This window comes from Lentzea sokolovensis (assembly GCF_033949975.1).
In the GTDB taxonomy this organism is placed as follows: Bacteria; Actinomycetota; Actinomycetes; order Mycobacteriales; family Pseudonocardiaceae; genus Lentzea; species Lentzea sokolovensis.
Genome location: NZ_JAXAVU010000001.1, coordinates 693808 through 713802 on the forward strand (window position 1 = coordinate 693808; position 19995 = coordinate 713802).

General features: G+C 69.4%; 1 protein-coding gene (only partly in view). It reads right to left on the reverse strand.

Annotated features, from left to right (window positions below; translation table 11 throughout):
• Nucleotides 1-19995: the 3' portion of an SDR family NAD(P)-dependent oxidoreductase gene (locus SK854_RS03295; RefSeq protein ID WP_319973433.1), read on the reverse strand. 9645 nt of this gene lie beyond the right edge of the window; only the last 19995 of its 29640 coding nucleotides appear in the window; the start codon falls outside the window, past its right edge — the gene reads right to left on this strand; its stop codon occupies nt 1-3.

Consider the following 19995-nt stretch of genomic DNA (forward strand, 5'->3'; position numbering starts at 1 on the left):
CTAGAGACCGAGTTCTTCGTCGAGCATCGCGAACATCTCGTCGTCCGAAGCCGACTCGAAGTCCTTCTCGGTGCTGGTGTTCCTGGCCCACTTCGTGCGCAGGACGTCGAGCCGTCCGGCGATCTGCTGGTGCAGCGCGGGATCCACGCTGGCCGCGGCGAGCGCCTTCTCGAACGCGTCGAGGTCGGCGAGCACGCTCGGCAAGCCGGGCTCCGGCGCGTCGGCCAGCAGCTCGGTTTTGAGGTGTGCCACCAGGTCGTTCGGCGTCGGGTAGTCGAACACCAGCGTGGCGGGCAGCCTCAGCCCCGTCGCGCCGCCGAGGCGGTTGCGCAGTTCGACCGCGGTGAGCGAGTCGAAGCCGAGCTCCTGGAACTGCCGGTCGCCCTCGATCTGCTCGTTCTCGCCGTGGCCGAGCACCTCGGCGACCTGGCCTCGCACCAGCTCCAGCAACGCGTCGGTGCGTCCCTGGTCGGTGAGCGCGGTCAGGCGGGTGATCAGCGAGTCCGCTGTTTCCTGGCCTGCCACGGCCTTCTTCGACCTGGTGCGCACGAGGCCGCGCAACAACGGTGCGACCTCGTGGTTGCGCAGGACCGCGAAGTCCAGCTTCACCGGAAGGGTCGCTGCCGCGCCGGTCTGGAGCGCCTCGTCGAAGAGGGTGACGCCGAGTTCCTCGGTGATCGCCGGCATGCCGGAGCGGGCCATGCGTTCGGCGTCCTGGGCACTGAGCATGCCGGTGTCCCAGGCGCCCCACGCCATGCTGATCGCCTTCTGGCCGTGCGCCTTGCGTTGTGCGGCAAGGGCGTCGAGGAACGCGTTGGCCGCCGCGTAGTTGGCCTGACCCGCGTTGCCGAACGTGCCGGCGACGCTGCCGAACAGGATCAGGGTGGCTTCCGGCGCCAGTTCGTGCAGGTACCAGGCGGCGTCGACCTTCGGCTGGAGCACCGGGGCGATGCGGTCCAGCGTCAGGGTGTCGACGGTGGCGTCGTCCAGGACGCCCGCCGCGTGGATGATCGTCGCCGGGTTGTGGCCGGCGAGCAGTGCGGCGAGTTCGTCGCGGTCGCTGACATCGCAGGCCGCCACCGTGACGTCGGCCGGGAGATCTCGCACGTCCGCCTGACCGGTGCGGCTCGCGAGGACGAGCTCCCGCACGCCGTGGTTCTCGACGAGGTGCTTCGCGATGATCCGGCCGAGACCACCCGTGCCACCGGTGATGAGCACCTTCCCGTACTCGGTCGTGGTCTCGCCGCGCTGCGCCCTGGTGAGGCGGCCGCCGAGGATCTCGCCGTCGCGGATGACGATCTGCGGTTCCTCGGCCTGGATCGCCTGCCGCAGCACGGCGAGGCTGGAGCGCTCGTCGTCGATGTCGAGCAACCCGAACGTGCCGGGGTGCTCGGACTGCGCGACCCGGACGAGGCCCCAGACCGCCGCCGCGACGGGATCCGGTGCTTCTGCGCTGCTCGCCGCGATGGCGTTCTTCGTGACGAACCAGAGCCTTCCCGGCCTGTTCGCCGTGATCCACTGCTGGACGTTGATCAGGGCGTCGCTCACGGCGGCGTGCGCGGAGTCCACGACGTCGTCGGAGCAGGCCTTGATCTCGGTGAGGACGACCTCGGCGTCAGCGGTCTCGATGGTGCCGTAGACGCGTCCGGCGACGAAGTGGCCGACCAGTCCGAAGTGGTCCTCGCCCGCGATGGCCACGGTGGCGTTGACGGGTTCCGTGGCGGTGATCGGCTTCCAGTCGAGCGTGAACAGGGCGTCGCGGGTGGTGTTCTCGTTGAGCTGCCCCGTGGTGACCGCGCGGACCACGAGCGACCGGACCTCGGCGACCGGGTTGCCCTGCGGGTCGGCGACGACGATGTGCATCGCGCCGCTGTCGTCCCTGGTCATCCTGACCCTGACGGCGGCCGCACCGGTGGCGTGGATCTTCACGCCCTCCCAGCTGAACGGCAGCCCCGCTCCCCCGTCGCCTTCCTGCAGCAACGCGGTGTGCAGCGTGGCGTCGAGCAGCGCCGGGTGGAGGCTGAACGCGCCGGGCTCGACGCCGTCGGGCAGCGCGACCTCCGCGAGAACGGCGCCGTCGTGACGCCACGCGTTCTTGAGGCCCTGGAACGTGTCCCCGTACGCGAACCCGATCTCGGCGAACTTGTCGTAGACGCCGTCCAGTTCGATCGGCTCCCCCTGCGGCCAGTCCGTGAGCGCGGTTCCGCGGCTCTCGCTGGTGCTGAGCGTGCCGCCGGCGTTCTCGGTCCACGGCAGGTCGGCGTCCTCGGGCCTGCTGTAGATCGTGACGGCACGCCGGTCGTTCTCCTCGGCGCCGATCGCGACCTGGATCTGCACGCCGCCCTGCTCGGGCAGCATCAGCGGCGCCGCGATCGTGAGCTCGTCCAGCGTGTCGAGCCCGAGTTCCTCGCCGGCCTTGAGCGCGACCTCGACCAGCGCCGCGCCGGGCACGAGCGCGCGTCCCATGATCACGTGGTCGGCGAGCCAGGCGTGCGTCCTGAGCGAGATCCGGCTGGTGAACAGGTGCCCGTCCTGCCCGGCGAGCTGGACCGCCGCGCCGAGCAACGGGTGCCCGACACTGCCGAGACCGGCCGCCTTCACATCGCTCGCGCCCTCCACGACCTTCGGCCAGTACGACTGCCGGCGGAACGCGTAGGTGGGCAGGTCGATCTTCTTGGCGTGGCCGAGCAGCGGCGTCCAGTCGACCTTGACGCCCTCGACGTGAGCCTGGCCGAGCGCCGTGAGGAACCGCGTGACCTCGTTCTCGTTCCGCTTGATCGTCGGAATCGCCCCGTCGACCAGCGGGGTGAGCGCCGCGTCGGGCCCGATCTCCAGGAACGTCTTGTCTCCCAGCGCGGTCACGTTGTCGTGGAAACGCACGGCATCCCGGACGTGGGCGACCCAGTAGTCGACCGTGGTCGGGTCGCCGGCGGTCTGGAACGCGATCGCCGGTTCGCTGAAGGTGATCTCACTGATCGCCTCCCTGAAGTCCGGCAGCATCGGCTCCATCAACGGCGAGTGGAACGCGTGACTCACCTTGAGCTGCTTGTACTTCCACTGCTTGGCGATCTTGAGGACCTCGTCCTCCTCGCCCGCCAGCACCACGGTCCGCGGCCCGTTGATCGCCGCGATCGACACGTTGCCCGTCAGGTACGGCGTCACCTCCTCCTCCGAGGCGATGACGGACACCATCGCGCCGCCCCGCGGCAACGCCTGCATGAGCGCGGCCCGCGCCGTGATGAGCTGACAGGCGTCCTCAAGGCTCAGCACACCGGCGACGTGCGCCGCCGCGACCTCACCGATCGAGTGCCCGGCAACGTGATCCGGCCTGACACCGAACGACTCGACCAGCCGGTACAGCGCGACCTCGACGGCGAACAACGCCGGCTGCGCGAACCCGGTCTGGTTCAGCGCCTCCTGGTCGTCGCCCCACATGACTTCCTTCAACGCGGGATCGAGGTGCTGCAACGCGTTGTCGAGCGCCTCGGCGAACACGGGACACGCCTCGTACAGCTCACGCCCCATGCCGATCCGCTGCGACCCCTGCCCGCTGAACAGGAACGCCACCGGCTTCCTGCTCACCGCCCCACGCGCCACCACCTCACCGCCGAGCACCACGGCCCGGTGATCGAACAACGTCCTGCTCGTCAGCAACGAGTACGCGACGTCCTCGGCCGACCCACGAGCCTGCCTGATCCGCTCGACCTGCCCGTCGAGCGCCGCCTCACTCCGAGCCGACACGATCCACGGCACCAGGTTGTCCACAGGCCGCGAGTTATCCACAGATTCCTGCGCGGCCCCCTGACCAGCACTTTCATCGCGTACGCTGGAAATTGGGGGGATCCCCAGCGCCCCAGGCGCTTCCAAGATCACGTGCGCGTTCGTGCCACTGATGCCGAACGACGACACCGCCGCCCGCCGCGCCCGCTCCACCGAAGGCCACGCGGTGTTCTCCTGCAGCAGCTCGACCGCGCCCTCGCTCCAGTCGACGTGCGACGAAGGCGTCGAAGCGTGCAACGTCCGCGGCAACACCCCGTGCCGCATCGCCTGCACCATCTTGATGATGCCCGCGACACCGGCAGCGGCCTGCGTGTGCCCGATGTTCGATTTGATGCCACCGAGCAGCAGCGGCACGTCCCGATCCTGCCCGTACGTCGCCATCAGCGCCTGCGCCTCGATGGGGTCGCCCAAAGAAGTACCGGTGCCATGAGCCTCAACGGCATCGACATCAGCAGCGGACAACCCAGCGGACGCCAACGCCTGACGAATCACCCTCTGCTGCGACGGCCCGTTAGGCGCCGTCAGCCCGTTGGACGCGCCGTCCTGGTTGATCGCGGAACCACGCACGACCGCAAGGACCGTGTGGCCAAGACGCACCGCATCCGACTGACGCTCCAACACGAGCAGACCGACACCCTCAGACCAACCGACACCATCGGCGGAATCCGAGAACGCCTTGCACCGCCCGTCCTCCGACAGACCACGCTGACGCGAGAACCCGACGAACGAGCCTGGGGTCGACATCACGGTCACACCACCGGCCAATGCCAATGAGCACTCACCGGCCCGAAGAGCCTGCATGGCCCAATGCAGCGCCACCAACGACGAAGAGCACGCGGTGTCGATCGACACCGACGGTCCCTCAAGCCCCAGCGCGTAGGACACGCGCCCAGAGATCACCGAAGGCGAAGCTCCGGTCGAGCCGAAGCCCTCGGTGTCCGCACCGCCGATGAGCTGCGTGTAGTCGTTGTACATCACACCGGCGAACACACCGGTGGAGCTGCCACGCAACGATGCCGGCGCGATCCCGGAACGCTCCAACGCCTCCCACGCGGTCTCCAGCATGAGCCGCTGCTGCGAGTCCGTCGCGACGGCCTCCCGCGGCGACATCCCGAAGAACTCCGGGTCGAACTGGTCCGCGTCGTGCAGGAAGCCGCCCGCCCGCACGTACGACGTGCCGGGGTGGTCTGGGTCCGGGTGGAACAGCGTGTCCAGATCCCAGCCGCGGTTCGCCGGGAACGGTGTGATCGCGTCGACGCCGGAAGCGACCAGATCCCACAGGTCCTCCGGCGAGCAGACACCGCCGGGGTATCGGCAGGCCATGCCGACGATCACGATCGGATCGTCCGAAGTGGACACCAGCGCGGGCAGGTCCGAGGCGTCCGTGACCGCTCCGAGCAGTTCGTCCTTCAGACACCCGGCCAGTTGGGCCGACGACGGGTAGTCGAAGACCACGGTCGCCGGCAGCTTGAGCCCGGTGACCGCCGTGAGCCGGTTGCGCAGCTCGACCGCGGTCAGCGAGTCGAACCCGAGCTCCTGGAACGCCCGCGCCGGGTCGACCGCGGCGATCGTGTCGTAGCCGAGCACGGCCGCGACCTCGCCGCGAACCAGGTCGACCAGCGCTTCGTTCCGCCCGGCCTCGTCCAGAGCGGACAGTCGCCGCACCAGCCCGGAAGCCGTCTCCGACCCCGCGACCTTGCGCCGCGCCTTGACCCGGATCAGCCCGCGCAGCAACGGTTTCACGTCACCGTTCTGCTTCAGCGCCGCCAGGTCGAGCCGCACCGGAACCACCGCGGGCTCCGCTCCGGCGACCACCGCGTCGAACAGCCGCAGCCCCAGCTCGGACGGGATGGCCGGCATGCCAGAACGCCGCATCCGTTCGGCGTCCTCGGCCGACACCATGCCGGTGTCCCAGGCGCCCCAAGCCAAAGAAACTCCAGGAAGCCCGTTGAGCTGCCGGTGTGCGGCCAACGCGTCGAGGAACGCGTTGCCGGCGGCGTAGTTGCCCTGCCCGGCGTTGCCGAACACCCCGGCCGCCGATGAGAACACCACGAACCTCGACGCCTCAGTCGCGAGATCGTGCAGGTTCAGCGCAGCGTCGACCTTCGCTCGCAACACACCGTCAACCCGCTCCGGCGTGAGCGACTCGATCACACCGTCGTCCAGCACACCGGCCGCGTGCACGACACCACGAACCTTGTGCTGCTTCAACACCTCCCACAGGGCGGTCCGGTCAGCGGCATCGCAGGCGACGACAGAAACCTTCGCACCCAACGCCTCCAGATCGCTCACGTCACCGGAACCGCTTCGACTGACCAGCACCAGCTCCGTGACCCCGTGTGCCTCCACCAGATGCCGAGCCACGATCCGCCCAAGCCCACCGGTGCCACCCGTGATCAGCACCGGACTTTCCCAAGCACCCTCGTCGACCCCACCCGTGACCCGTCCAAGACGCGCCGCCCGAGCTTCACCGTCCCGCACGACCAGCTGAGGCTCGTCCAGGTCCAGCACTCCGAGCAGCGTCGCGAGCGACGACTCCTCCGCGTCCACGTCGATCAATCCGAACCGGTCCGGGTGCTCGGTCTGCGCGGTCCGCAGCAGCCCCCACACGGCCGCACCGGCCAGGTCGTCACCCTCGACCGCACCGCGCGTGACGAACACCAGCCGCCCGTCGCGGTCCTCGCGAATCCATTCTTGGACCAGTTCCAACGCCCGGTGCGTCACGGCCCGCACCGACTCGGCGTTCTGCTCCCCCGCGACCGGCACGAGCACAACGTCCGTGTCCGCCAGGGAAAGCAGACCCTCGACCCGTCCGACGGACAGCCCGAGCACGTCCGGCCCGAGCACGCTGACGGTCTTGCCCGCCTCGGCCGGCGTCACCGCGACAGGCGTCCACCGCACCGCGAACAACGCGTCGAGCTCAGCCGGCTGCTCGGCCGCGACGGCCCGCATCACCAGCGACTCGACCGATGCCACCGGGTTGCCGGCGGGGTCGGCGAGCGCGATCCGCAGTCCGTTGCCGTCGCGCGTCATCTTCACCCGCAACGTCGTAGCCGCCGTCGCGTGCAGCGACACGTTCTCCCACGCGAACGGAAGCCCGGCGACCCCGCTCTCGTCGAGCAGCGAGGCGTGCAGCGCGGCGTCGAGCAACGCCGGGTGCAGCCCGAACGGCTTCACGTTGACGTCGTCCGGCAGCGCCACCTCGGCATAGGTCGTGTCACCGTCGCGCCAGGCCGCCCGCAACCCCTGGAACAGCCCGCCGTAAGCGAACCCGGCCTCCGCGAACCTCTCGTAACACCCCTCCACGTCAACAACTTCAGCCTTGGGCGGCCAGACGTTCGCGTCGAACTCGACGCGCTGCTCCCCCTTGGCCAGCGCACCACTGACCACCTGGGTCCACGGCGCGTCGGTCACCTCGTCAGGCCGCGCGTGGATGGTGAACGTCCGTCGGTCATCGCCGGCGGACACCTTCATCTGCAGCGCGAGTCCGCCGTGCTCCGGCAGGATCACCGGCGCCGACAACGTCAGCTCCTCCAGCCGGTCCAGCCCGACCTCGTCCCCGGCCCGCAGCGCGAGCTCGACGAGCGCCGCACCCGGCACCATCACGCGTCCCATGATCGTGTGGTGGCGGATCCACGGATGCGTGCGCGCCGCCAGCCTGCTCGTGAACAGGAACCCTTCCCCGTCAGCGAGTTCCGCCGATGCGATGAGCAACGGGTGCCCGACCGCGACCATGCCGATGCCGGACGCGTCGTCCCCGCCGATCCGCACCGCGGGCCAGTACCGCTGGTGGTCGAACGCGTAGGTGGGCAGGTCGATCTTCTTGCCACTGGCGCAGAACCCGCTCCAGTCGACCCTCACACCTTCAACATGCAGACGAGCCAACGCCGTCAACGCCGCAAGACGCTCACCCTTGTCCTTGCGCAGCAACGGAATCGCGTCCTCGACCAGAGCGCTGAGCACCCCGTCCGGCCCGACCTCGACGAACGTGGTCGCGCCACCATCCTTGAGCCGCTGCACGTTGTCCGTGAACCGAACCGCGTCCCGGACGTGGTTCACCCAGTAGTCGACAGTCGTGACGTCCCCGCTGGCCACCACAGGAATGCCCGGCTCTCGCAGGGTGATCTCCGCGAGCGACTCGCGGAAGTCGTCCAGCATCGGCTCCATCAACGGCGAGTGGAACGCGTGCGACACCTTGAGCCGCTTGCTCTTCCACCGCTCAGCGATCGCCAGCACGTCGTCTTCCACACCCGCGATCACCACGGACCTGGGCCCGTTGACCGCCGCGATCGACACGCGACCCGTGAGGTGCGGCAGAACCTCGTCCTCAGAAGCCTGAACCGAGACCATCGCGCCACCCTCAGGCAACGCCTGCATCAGCGCAGACCTCGCGGTGACCAGCAGACACGCGTCCTCAACGCTCAACACACCCGCGACGTGCGCCGCCGCGATCTCGCCGATGGAATGCCCGGCGACCTGCTCGGCCTGGACACCCCACGACTCCAACAACCGGTACAGCGCCACTTCAACGGCGAACAACGCCGGCTGCGCCACCCCGGTCTGGTTCAACGCCTCCTGGTCGTCACCCCACATGACGTCCCGAACAGCCGGGTCGAGGTACATCAACACGGCGTCCAGCGCCTCAGCGAACACCGGGAACACGCCGTACAACTCGCGCCCCATACCAACCCGCTGCGATCCCTGCCCGGAGAACAACACCGCGACCGACCGCTGCGACGACGCGACCCCGGACGCCAGCACCTCGCCCCCGAGCACCACGGCCCGATGATCGAACCGCGCCCGAGTGTTCAACAACGAGTACGCCACGTCCTCAGGCGCCCCTTCAGCGACCTTGGCCCGCTCGACCTGCCCGGGCAACGCCTCCGCGGTCCTGGCCGACACCACGAACGGCACCAGGTTGTCCACAGGCACCGAGTTGTCCACAGATCGCTGAGCGGCCCCTTGACCAGCACTTTCGTCCGGTACGCTGGAAATTGGGGGGATCCCCGACGCTCCCGGCGCTTCCAAGATCACGTGCGCGTTGGTGCCGGAGAGCCCGAACGACGAGACACCGGCCCGTCGCGGCCGCGACACCGCGGGCCACGGCGTCGCCTCGGTGACGAGCTCGACCGCCCCCTCGCTCCAGTCGACGTGCGAGGACGGCGAAGTCACGTGCAGCGTCGGCGGCACGACGCCGTTCCGCATGGCCTGCACCATCTTGATCACGCCCGCCACACCCGCGGCCGCCTGCGTGTGCCCGATGTTCGACTTGATGCCACCGAGCAGCAACGGCACCGCACGATCCTGACCGTAGGTCGCGAGCAACGCCTGCGCCTCGATCGGATCACCCAAAGTCGTACCCGTGCCGTGCGCCTCAACCGTGTCGACATCAGCAGTGCTCAGTCCAGCAGACGCCAACGCCTGCCGAATCACCCTCTGCTGCGACGGCCCGTTAGGCGCCGTCAGCCCGTTAGAAGCACCGTCCTGGTTGATCGCCGATCCACGCACGACCGCAAGGACCGTGTGCCCAAGACGCACCGCATCCGACTGACGCTCCAACACGAGCAGACCCACACCCTCAGACCAACCAACGCCATCGGCGGAATCCGAGAACGCCTTGCACCGCCCGTCCTCCGACAACCCCCGCTGACGCGAGAACCCGACGAACGCACCCGGAGTCGACATCACCGTCACACCACCGGCCAGCGCCAGCGAGCACTCACCGGCCCGAAGAGCCTGCGCCGCGAGGTGCATCGCGACCAGCGACGACGAGCACGCGGTGTCGATCGACACCGACGGCCCCTCGAACCCGAACGTGTAGGACACCCGGCCCGACACCACCGAGGGCGAGGTTCCGGCCCCCTGGTGCCCTTCGGAGTCGGACTCCAGGATCTGCGCGTAGTCCGAGTACATGACGCCGGCGAACACACCGGTTCGACTGCCGCGCAACGTCTGTGGGTCGATCCCGGCCCGTTCCAGCGCCTCCCAGGTCGTCTCCAGCAGGATGCGCTGCTGGCCGTCCGTGCCGAGCGCCTCCCGCGGCGACATCCCGAAGAACGCCGGATCGAACTGGTCCGCGTCGTGCAGGAAACCACCGGCGCGCGCATAGGACGTGCCGAGGTGGTCGGGGTCCGGGTGGAACAACGAGTCGAGATCCCAGCCGCGGTTCGCCGGGAACGGCGTGATCGCGTCCGTGCCCGACGCCACCAGGTCCCACAACGTCTCCGGCGACGACACGCCACCGGGGAACCGGCAGGCCATGCCGACGATCACGATCGGGTCGTCCGAAGTGGACACGAGCGCGGGCAGATCCGCCACCACGTCGGCGGAACCGAACAGCTCGGCGTGCAGGTGATCGGCCAGCGCGATCGCCGTCGGGTAGTCGAACACCAGCGTCGCCGGCAGCCGCAACCCGGTCGCCTCGGTCAGCTGGTTGCGCAACTCGACGGCGGTCAGCGAGTCGAACCCGAGGTCCTGGAACGCCCGCGTCGCGTCAACGGCGTCGATCGAGGCGTGGCCCAGCACCGACGACACCTGCGCGCGCACCAGGTCGACGAGAGCCGAGTGCCGGTCGGCGACGTCCATCGCGCCGAGCTTCTGCACCAGTCCGGAAGCGGTGGCGGAACCAGCCGCCGCCCGCCGCGCCCTGACCCGGATCAGCCCCTGCAGCAACGGCGCCACCGCACCACGTGCCCGCAACGTCGCGAGGTCGAGCCGCACCGGAACAGTCAGCGCCGCCCCGCTCGTCACGGCCGCGTCGAACAACTCCAGCCCCTGCTCGACCGTGATCGGCGGCATGCCGGCGGTGGTCATCCGCGCGGCCTCGGCCTCGGTCAGCTCGCCGGTCATCCCGCTGACACCGGCCCACACGCCCCACGCCATCGACGTCGCGGGCAGACCGGACGCCTTGCGATGCGCGGAAAGCGCGTCGAGGAACGCGTTACCCGCCGCGTAGTTGGCCTGCCCGGCGTTGCCGAACACCCCGGCCGCCGACGAGAACACCACGAACGCCGTGAGATCGGACGTCAACTCGTGCAGATGCCAGGCGGCATCGGCCTTGGGCTTGAGCACGTTCGCGACGCGCTCCGGCGTCATCGATTCGATCACGCCGTCGTCCAGCACACCGGCCGCGTGCACGACACCCCGGATCTCGTGCTGGGCAAGAAGTTCCGCGACAGCATCCCGATCGGTCACGTCGCACGCGGCGACGGTGACCTGTGCTCCCAACGCTTCCAGCTCCGCCGTGTCGGCGTGGCCGCGACGGCTCACGAGCAGCAGCTCCCGAACACCGTGCGCCTCGACGAGGTGCTTCGCGACGACCGCACCCAGACCGCCGGTACCGCCGGTGACCAGGACCTTGCCTTCCCACCGGACCTCGGACTCACCGGTGACCCGCGCCAGCCGTGCGGCCACCACCTCGCCGTCACGCACCACCAGCTGCGGCTCGTCGACCCCGAACGCAACTGAAACCATCGCGGTGGAAAGGTTGTTGCCGCACAGGTCGATCAGCCCGAACCGTTCCGGGTGCTCCGACTGCGCCGACCGCACCAGACCCCAGACCGCGGCGGCCCCCATGTCCTCGCCGGTGGTCGCCCCCCGCGTGACGAACGTGAGTCTGCCGTCCTTACCGCTGCTGATCCATTCCTGCACCAGTCCCAGCACACGTGCTGCGTTGCGGTGCGTGCTGCCGAGCACATCTTCAGTTCCCACGATCGGCACCAGCACAAGCCCCGCATCGGCGTCAGCGATCGTGCCGACGACCGGGAACCCGAGGTCGAGCACGTCCGGCCCGAGCACCGAGACAGACGCGGGCGCGGCGACGTCCTCCTGCGTGACCGGCACCCACTCGAGCCCGAACAGCTCGCTCTGCCTGGCCTCGCCGAGCTGTTCGACGTTCACCGCCCGCACGATCACGGCCTCGACGGTGGCGACCGGCGCACCCGTGACGTCGGCCAGCGCGATCGTCCTGCGCATGCCGCCCTCATCGCGGGTCAGCTTGACGCGCAGCTCGCTCGCCCCGGTGGCGTGCAGCGACACGCCCTCCCAGGAGAACGGCAGACCGGCGTCGAGCGTCTCGTCCAGCAACGCCGCGTGCAGCGCCGAGTCGAGCAACGCCGGATGCAGACCGTATGCGGCCCCGTCGACGTCCTCCGGCAACGCGAGCTCGGCGTAGATCTCCCCACCTACCCGCCAGGCCGCCTTGAGGTTCTGGAACGCGTGCCCGTAGGCGAACCCGACGCTCGCGAACCGCTCGTAGCACTCCTCGTGGTCCATCGCCACAGCCCCAGCAGGCGGCCAGACGGAGGCGTCAAAGCTGCCCGTGGTCGTGCCACTCGCCAGGAAACCGGTCGCGTGCTGAGTCCACGGCGTGTCCTGCGCGTCCTCAGGCCGTGAGTGGATCGCGTACTGCCGGCGACCGTTGCTCTCCGCACCGACCTTCAACTGCACCTGCACGGCTCCGCGCTCCGGCAGGACGAGCGGCGCGGCCAGCGTGAGGTCGTCGACCCGGTCCAGCCCGACCTCGTCCGCGGCCCTCATGGCCAGCTCGATCAGCACGGCGGCCGGCACCAGGGTGCGCCCCATGATCACGTGGTCGGCGAGCCACGGGTGCGTGCTCAGCGACACCCGGCTGGTGAACACGACGCCTTCGCCCTCGGCGAGCTCCACCGACGCGCCGAGCAACGGGTGCCCGACACTGACCAGCCCGAGCCCGGACGCGTCCGACGTCTTCCCGGCGCTCGCCGGCCAGTACCGCTGACGGTTGAACGGGTAGGTGGGCAGCTCGATGCGCTTGCCGCCGCCGTAGAACCGCGCCCAATCAACATTGATTCCGTCGACATGTACTTGACTCAGTGCAGTCAACATTGACTCAACATCGGACTTGACCCGCGTCAACGTCGGAATCAACCCGTCAACCATCGCCGTCAACTGCGCGTCGGGCCCGACCTCGACCAACGTCATGTCACCCAACCGAGCGACGTTGTCGTGGAAACGAACGGTGTCCCGAACGTGGTCCACCCAGTACTCGACCGTCGTGACATCGCCGGATGTCGACATTCCGACAACAGGCTCGTGGAACGTGAGCCCACTGATCGCCTCGCGGAAGTCGCCCAGCACCGGCTCCATCAACGGCGAGTGGAACGCGTGCGACACCTTCAGTCGCTTGCTCTTCCACCGCTCCGCGAGAGCCAGAACCTCTGTCTCAACGCCGGCGATCACCACAGACCGCGGCCCGTTGACGGCAGCAACAGACACACCGTCCGTCAGATGCTCACGCACCTCGCCCTCGGACGCGATGACGGACACCATCGCGCCACCAGCAGGCAACGCCTGCATGAGAGCCGCCCGCGCCGTCACCAACAAGCACGCGTCATCCAGACTCAGCACGCCCGCGACGTGCGCCGCCGCGATCTCCCCGATGGAGTGCCCGGCGAGCTGCGAGGGCCGCACCCCGAACGACTCCAGCAACCGGAACAACGCCACCTCGACCGCGAAGATCGCGGGCTGCGCGATCCCGGTCTGGTTCAACGCCTCCTGGTCGTCGCCCCACATGACCTCGCGCAACGCCGGATCGAGGTTGACCAGCGCGGCGTCCAAGGCCTCCGCGAACACCGGGAACGCCTCGTACAACTCGCGCCCCATGCCAACCCGCTGCGACCCTTGCCCGGAGAACACGAAGGCAAGTGGCCGGTTCCGCACCACACCAGAGGCGAGCTCGACGCCGTTCCACACCACCGCCCGGTGGTCGAACAACGCCCGCGTGGTCGCCAACGAGAACCCGACGTCCACAGCGGACACACCACTCGCCACGAGCGCGCCGACCTGCTCCACCTGGGCCCGCAACGACGCCGCCGACTTCGCCGACACCACCAGCGGCGCACCCACAACCTGAATCGATCCCGCCTCGCTGGCCCCCAGGGGGCTGCGAGCCCCCATCCCAATCATCTCAACCGGGTCTGACAATTCCTGAGCACTCGGCGCTTCCAAGATCACGTGCGCGTTCGTGCCCGACACACCGAACGACGAGACGGCGGCGCGGCGGGCACGGGAGACCTCAGGCCACGAGGCGTTGCCGGTCAGGAGCTGGACCGACCCCGCTTCCCAGTCCACGTGGGACGACGGCGAGTCGATGTGCAGCGTCTGCGGCACGACGCCGTGCCGCAGCGCCTGCACCATCTTGATCACGCCGGCGACACCGGCCGCGGCCTGGGTGTGGCCGATGTTCGACTTGATGGAGCCGAGCAGCAGCGGCGACGGCCGGTCCTGCCCGTAGGTCGCGAGCAACGCCTGCGCCTCGATCGGGTCGCCCAAAGACGTACCGGTGCCGTGCGCTTCGACGACGTCGACGTCCGCAGTGGACAGACCGGCGGACGCCAGCGCCTGCCGGATCACCCGTTGCTGCGAGGGACCGTTGGGCGCGGTCAGGCCGTTGGAGGCGCCGTCCTGGTTGACCGCCGAACCACGCACGACAGCCAGCACGTCGTGGCCGTTGCGAACAGCGTCGGACAGCCGCTCCAGCACGACCACACCGACACCCTCGGACCAGCCGACACCATCAGCGGAGTCGGAGAACGCCTTGCAACGGCCGTCCGGCGAGAGGCCGCGCTGCCGCGAGAACCCGATGAACGTGCCAGGAGAAGCCAGCACCGTCACGCCGCCGGCCAGCGCCAGCGAGCACTCACCGGCGCGGAGAGCCTGCATCGCCCAGTGCATCGCGACCAACGACGACGAGCACGCCGTGTCGAGCGTGACCGCGGGTCCTTCGAAGCCGAACGTGTAGGAGACCCGGCCCGACACCACCGAAGGCGAACCACCGGTCGTCTGGTAACCCTCGGAATCACCTTCGAGCAGCAGCGAGTAGTCGTTGTACATGACACCGGCGAACACACCGGTCGGACTGCCCTTCAGCGCGACGGGGTCGATCCCCGACCGCTCCAGCGCCTCCCACGACGCCTCCAGCAGCAGGCGTTGCTGCGCGTCGGTCGACACCGCCTCACGCGGCGACATGCCGAAGAACTCCGGATCGAACTGGTCGGCGTCGTGCAGGAAGCCGCCGGACTTCGTGTACGAGGTGCCGACGTGGTCGGGGTCCGGGTGGTAGAGCGAGTCGAGGTCCCAGCCGCGGTTGGACGGGAACTCCGTGATGGCGTCGCGGCCGTCGACCACGAGGTCCCACAGCTGTTCCGGCGTGGCGACACCACCGGGATAGCGGCAGGCCATGCCGACGATCACGATCGGATCGTCCGAAGTGGACGTCAGCGCGGGCAGCGATTCCAGCACGTCCGAGGCGCCGAACAGTTCGTCGCGCAGGAAACCCGCGAGCACCGCGGACGTCGGGTAGTCGAAGATCAGCGTGCTCGGCAGGCGCAACCCGGTGACGCCGGTCAGCCGGTTGCGCAGGTCGACCGCGGTCAGCGAGTCGAACCCGAGGTCCTGGAACGCCTTCGCCGGGTCCACCGCGGCGACCCCGTCGTGGCCGAGCACCGCGGCGACCTCGGCGCGCACCAGGTCGAGCAGCGCGGTGAGCCGTGCCTCCGGGGCCATCGCCGTGAGCCGCTGAACCAGCCCGGAGTCGGCCTGGGCCGCCGCGCGACGGGCCTTCGTGCGGATCAGTCCGCGCAGCAGCGGGCGGATCTCGTCGTGGCCGCGCAACGTCGCGAGGTCCAGGCGCAACGGCAGCAGCACCGCGTCCTCACCGGCGATCGCCGCGTCGAACAGCGCGAGCCCCTGCTTCACCGACAGCGGTGGAGTTCCGCCGCGTGCCATGCGTTCGGCGTCGGCCTCGGACAGCATGCCGGTCTGGTTCCACGCGCCCCACGCCAGCGACACCGCCGGCAGTCCGGCCGAACGCCGGTGCTGCGCCAGTGCGTCGAGGAACGCGTTGCCCGCCGCGTAGTTCGCCTGCCCCGCGGCACCGAACGTGCCGGCGGCGCTGGAGAAGATGATGAAGTTGTCGAGGTTCTTGGTGAGCTCGTGCAGGTTCCAGGCGGCGTCGACCTTGGGCTTGAGCACGGCCGACAGCCGCTCCGGCGTGAGCGACTCGATCACGCCGTCGTCCAGCACTCCGGCGGTGTGCACGACGCTGCGGACCTTGTGCTTCCTCAACACCTTCTGCAACGCCTTGCGGTCACTGACATCGCACGCGACGACGGTGACCTTGGCGTCCACATCGGGCACTTCGGCCTTGCCGGTGCGGCTGACCAGCACCAGTTCCTGGACGCCGTAGCGTTCGACGAGGTGCTTCGCGATCACCCGTCCCAGCCCGCCGGTGCCGCCGGTGATCAGCACCGGTCCGGTGAACTCGCCCTGCTCCGCCGCCTCGGCCCGCGCGAGCCGCGCCACGGACACCTGACCGTCGCGCACCCGCAGCTGCGGCTCGTCGATCGCGAGAACCTGCTCGGACACCTCGGCATCGGTGTCGATGAGCGTGAACCGGCCGGGGTGCTCGTTCTGCGCGGCCCGGACCAGGCCGTGCACCGCGCTCGCGGCCAGATCATCCTGCCGCGTCACGAACACGAGCCGTTCGGCACGCTCTTCAGCGATCCAGCGCTGCACCAACTCCAGCGCACGGGCGGCGAGAGCGTGCGTCTGTGCGACGACGTCCCCGTCGCCGACGAACTCCTCCACACACACGGCGGCCGCACCGGCGTTGGGCAGCGACACCGGCACCCAGTCAAGCCGGAACAGAGAGTCGCGGTCCACCGCGCTCGTCTGCTTCCCGGACACCGCCCGCGTCACCAGCGACCCGATCGTCGCGACCGGAGCGCCCGTCGTGTCGGCGACCGCGATCACCCACGCGTCCCCGTCGCGCCGCAGCCTCACCCGGACCGACGTCGCACCGGTGGCGTGCAGCGACACCCTTTCCCACGAGAACGGCAGCCCCGCCTCGGCCCCGTCGAAGAACCCGCCGGCGTGCAGCGTGGCGTCGAGCAGCGCCGGGTGCAGCCCGAACGCCGTCCCGTCCACGTCCTCGGGCAGCGCGACCTCGGCGAACACCTCGCCGTCCCCGCGCCAGACCGCCCGCAGCCCCTGGAACACCGGCCCGTACTCGAAGCCGTTCTCCGCGAACCGTTCGTAAGCCCGTTCGACGTCAACGCTTTCCGCGTCCGGTGGCCAGACGGTCGCATCGAAGTCACTGCCAGTCGTGCCGCTCGCCAGGAAGCCAGTGGCGTGTTGCGTCCACGGCGCGTTCTCGCCATCCGGCCGTGAAAAGACCCCGACGGTACGACGTCCGTTCTCTTCGTCCCCCACCGCGACCTGAACCCTCACGGCACCCTGCTCGGGCAGCACGAGCGGCGCGGCCAGCGTCAACTCGTCGACACGGTCGAGCCCGACCTCGTCACCCGCGCGAACCGCGAGTTCCAGGAACGCCGTGCCGGGAAGCAGCACCTGCCCGAACACCCGGTGATCCGCGAGCCACGGGTGCGAGCCCAGCGACAACCGGCTCGTGAACAGCACCCCGTCCGCACCGGCGACGTCGACCGCGGCCCCGAGCAACGGGTGCTCCACCCGCGTGAGCCCGAGCGCACCGACGTCACCGGCCTTGCGCACCGCCTTCGGCCAGAACATCTGGTGCTCGAACGCGTAGGTGGGCAGATCGACCTTCCGCCCACCTGTGTACAGCTGCGTCCAGTCAACATTGATTCCGTCAACATGTACTTGACCGAGTGCGGTCAACATTGACTCGACTTCACCGCGATCACGCCTCAACACCGACGTCGAGCTGTCCACCATGGCGCTCAACTGGGCGTCCGGCCCGACCTCGATCAGCGTGACATCACCCAACCGAGTGACGTTCTCGTGGAACCGCACCGCGTCCCGAACGTGGTTGACCCAGTAGTCGACGGTGGTGACATCGCCGGATGTTGACATTCCGACAAGCGGCTCACGGAACTCGATCCCGCTGATCGCCTCACGGAAGTCGTCCAGCATCGGCTCCATCAGCGGCGAGTGGAACGCGTGCGACACCTTCAGCCGCTTGCTCTTCCACCGCTCAGCGACAGCCAGCACCTCGTCTTCAACGCCGGCGATCACGACCGTGCGCGGCCCGTTGACCGCCGCGATCGACACGCCTGCGGTGAGGTGCGGCAACACCTCTTCTTCGGAAGCGATGACGGACACCATCGCGCCACCGGCCGGCAACGCCTGCATGAGAGCCGCCCGCGCCGTAACCAGCAGGCACGCGTCCTCAAGGCTCAAGACACCCGCAACGTGCGCCGCCGCGATCTCCCCGACCGAGTGCCCGACCAGGTGGTCCGGCCGCACCCCGAACGACTCGATCAACCGGTACAGCGCCACCTCGACGGCGAACAACGCCGGCTGCGCCACCCCGGTCTGGTTCAACGCCTCCTGGTCATCGCCCCACATGACCTCGCGCAACGCCGGATCGAGGTTGACCAGCGCGGCATCGAACGCCTCCGCGAACACCGGGAACGCCTCGTACAACTCACGCCCGGCCCCGATCCGCTGCGCCCCCTGCCCGGAGAACAGGAACGCCAGCGGCTTGCCCGCCGCCACGCCTTCGGCGACAACCTCACCACCGAGCACCACGGCCCGGTGGTCGAACAACGCCCGCGTGGTCGCCAACGAGAACCCGACGTCCACAGCGGACACACCACTCGCCACGAGCGCGCCGACCTGCTCCACCTGGGCCCGCAACGACGCCGCCGACTTCGCCGACACCACCAGCGGCGCACCCACGACCTGAATCGATCCCGCCTCGCTGGCCCCCAGGGGGCTGCGAGCCCCCATCCCAATCATCTCAACCGGGTCTGACAATTCCTGAGCGTCAGGAGCCTCCAAGATCACGTGCGCGTTCGTGCCCGAGACACCGAACGACGAGACGCCCGCGCGACGTGCGCGCGACACCGAAGGCCACGTGCGGGACGAGGTCAGCACCTCGACGGCGCCGGACTCCCAGTCGACCTGCGTGGTCGGCGTGCCGACGTGCAGCGTCTCGGGCAGCACGCCGTGGCGCAGCGCCTGCACCATCTTGATCACGCCCGCGACACCCGCGGCGGCCTGCGTGTGGCCGATGTTCGACTTGATCGAACCCAGGTAGAGCGGCTCGGAGCGGTCCTGCCCGTACACCGCCAGCAGCGCCTGCGCCTCGATCGGGTCGCCGAGCCGGGTGGCGGTGCCGTGCGCCTCGACCGCGTCGACGTCCGCCGGCGACAACCCAGCCGAAGCCAGCGCCGCGCGGATCACGCGTTGCTGCGACGGACCGTTCGGCGCGGTCAGGCCGTTCGAGGCGCCGTCCTGGTTGACCGCCGAACCGCGCACGACCGCCAGCACGGTGTGGCCGTTGCGAACCGCATCAGACTGCCGTTCCAGCACGAGCAGACCGACGCCCTCACCCCAGCCGGTGCCGTCCGCGTCGTCTGAGAACGCCTTGCAGCGCCCGTCAACGGAAAGACCGCGCTGACGGGAGAACTCGACATAGGTGGTGGGCGTCGACATCACCGTCACGCCACCCGCCACAGCCAGCGAGCACTCCCCCGACCGCAGCGCCTGCGAAGCCAGATGCAGCGCCACCAAAGAAGAAGAGCAAGCGGTGTCGACCGTGACGGCCGGGCCCTCGAAGCCGAACGTGTAGGAGACGCGACCCGAAGCGATCGAGCCCGCGCTGCCCTGGCCCTGGTGTCCCTCGAACTCGCCACCGTCCAGAATGGACGCGTAGTCGTTGTACATGACGCCGGTGAACACGCCGGTCGCACTGCCCCGCAACGAGGCCGGGTCGATTCCCGAGCGTTCCAGCGCCTCCCAGGTGGTCTCGAGCAGCAGGCGCTGCTGTGAGTCCGTGGCCAGGGCCTCGCGCGGGGACATGCCGAAGAACGCCGGGTCGAACGCACCCGCCTCGTGCAGGAAGCCACCGGCGATCGAGTAGGTCGTGCCCGCGTGGTCGGGGTCCGGGTGGTAGATGCCGTCGACGTCCCAGCCGCGGTTGACCGGGAACTCCGTGATCGCGTCGACGCCCTCCGCCACGAGCCGCCACAGGTCCTCGGGCGACGACACGCCTCCGGGATAGCGGCAGGCCATGCCGACGATCACGATCGGATCGTCCGAAGGGGACACCAGAGCGGGCAGCCGCGGCGCCGCGTCCGCAGCGCCGAACAGCTCGTCCTTCAGGAACCCGGCGAGCACGGCGGCGGTCGGGTGGTCGAACGTCAGCGTCGCGGGCAGGCGCAACCCGGTGACCTCACCGAGGCGGTTGCG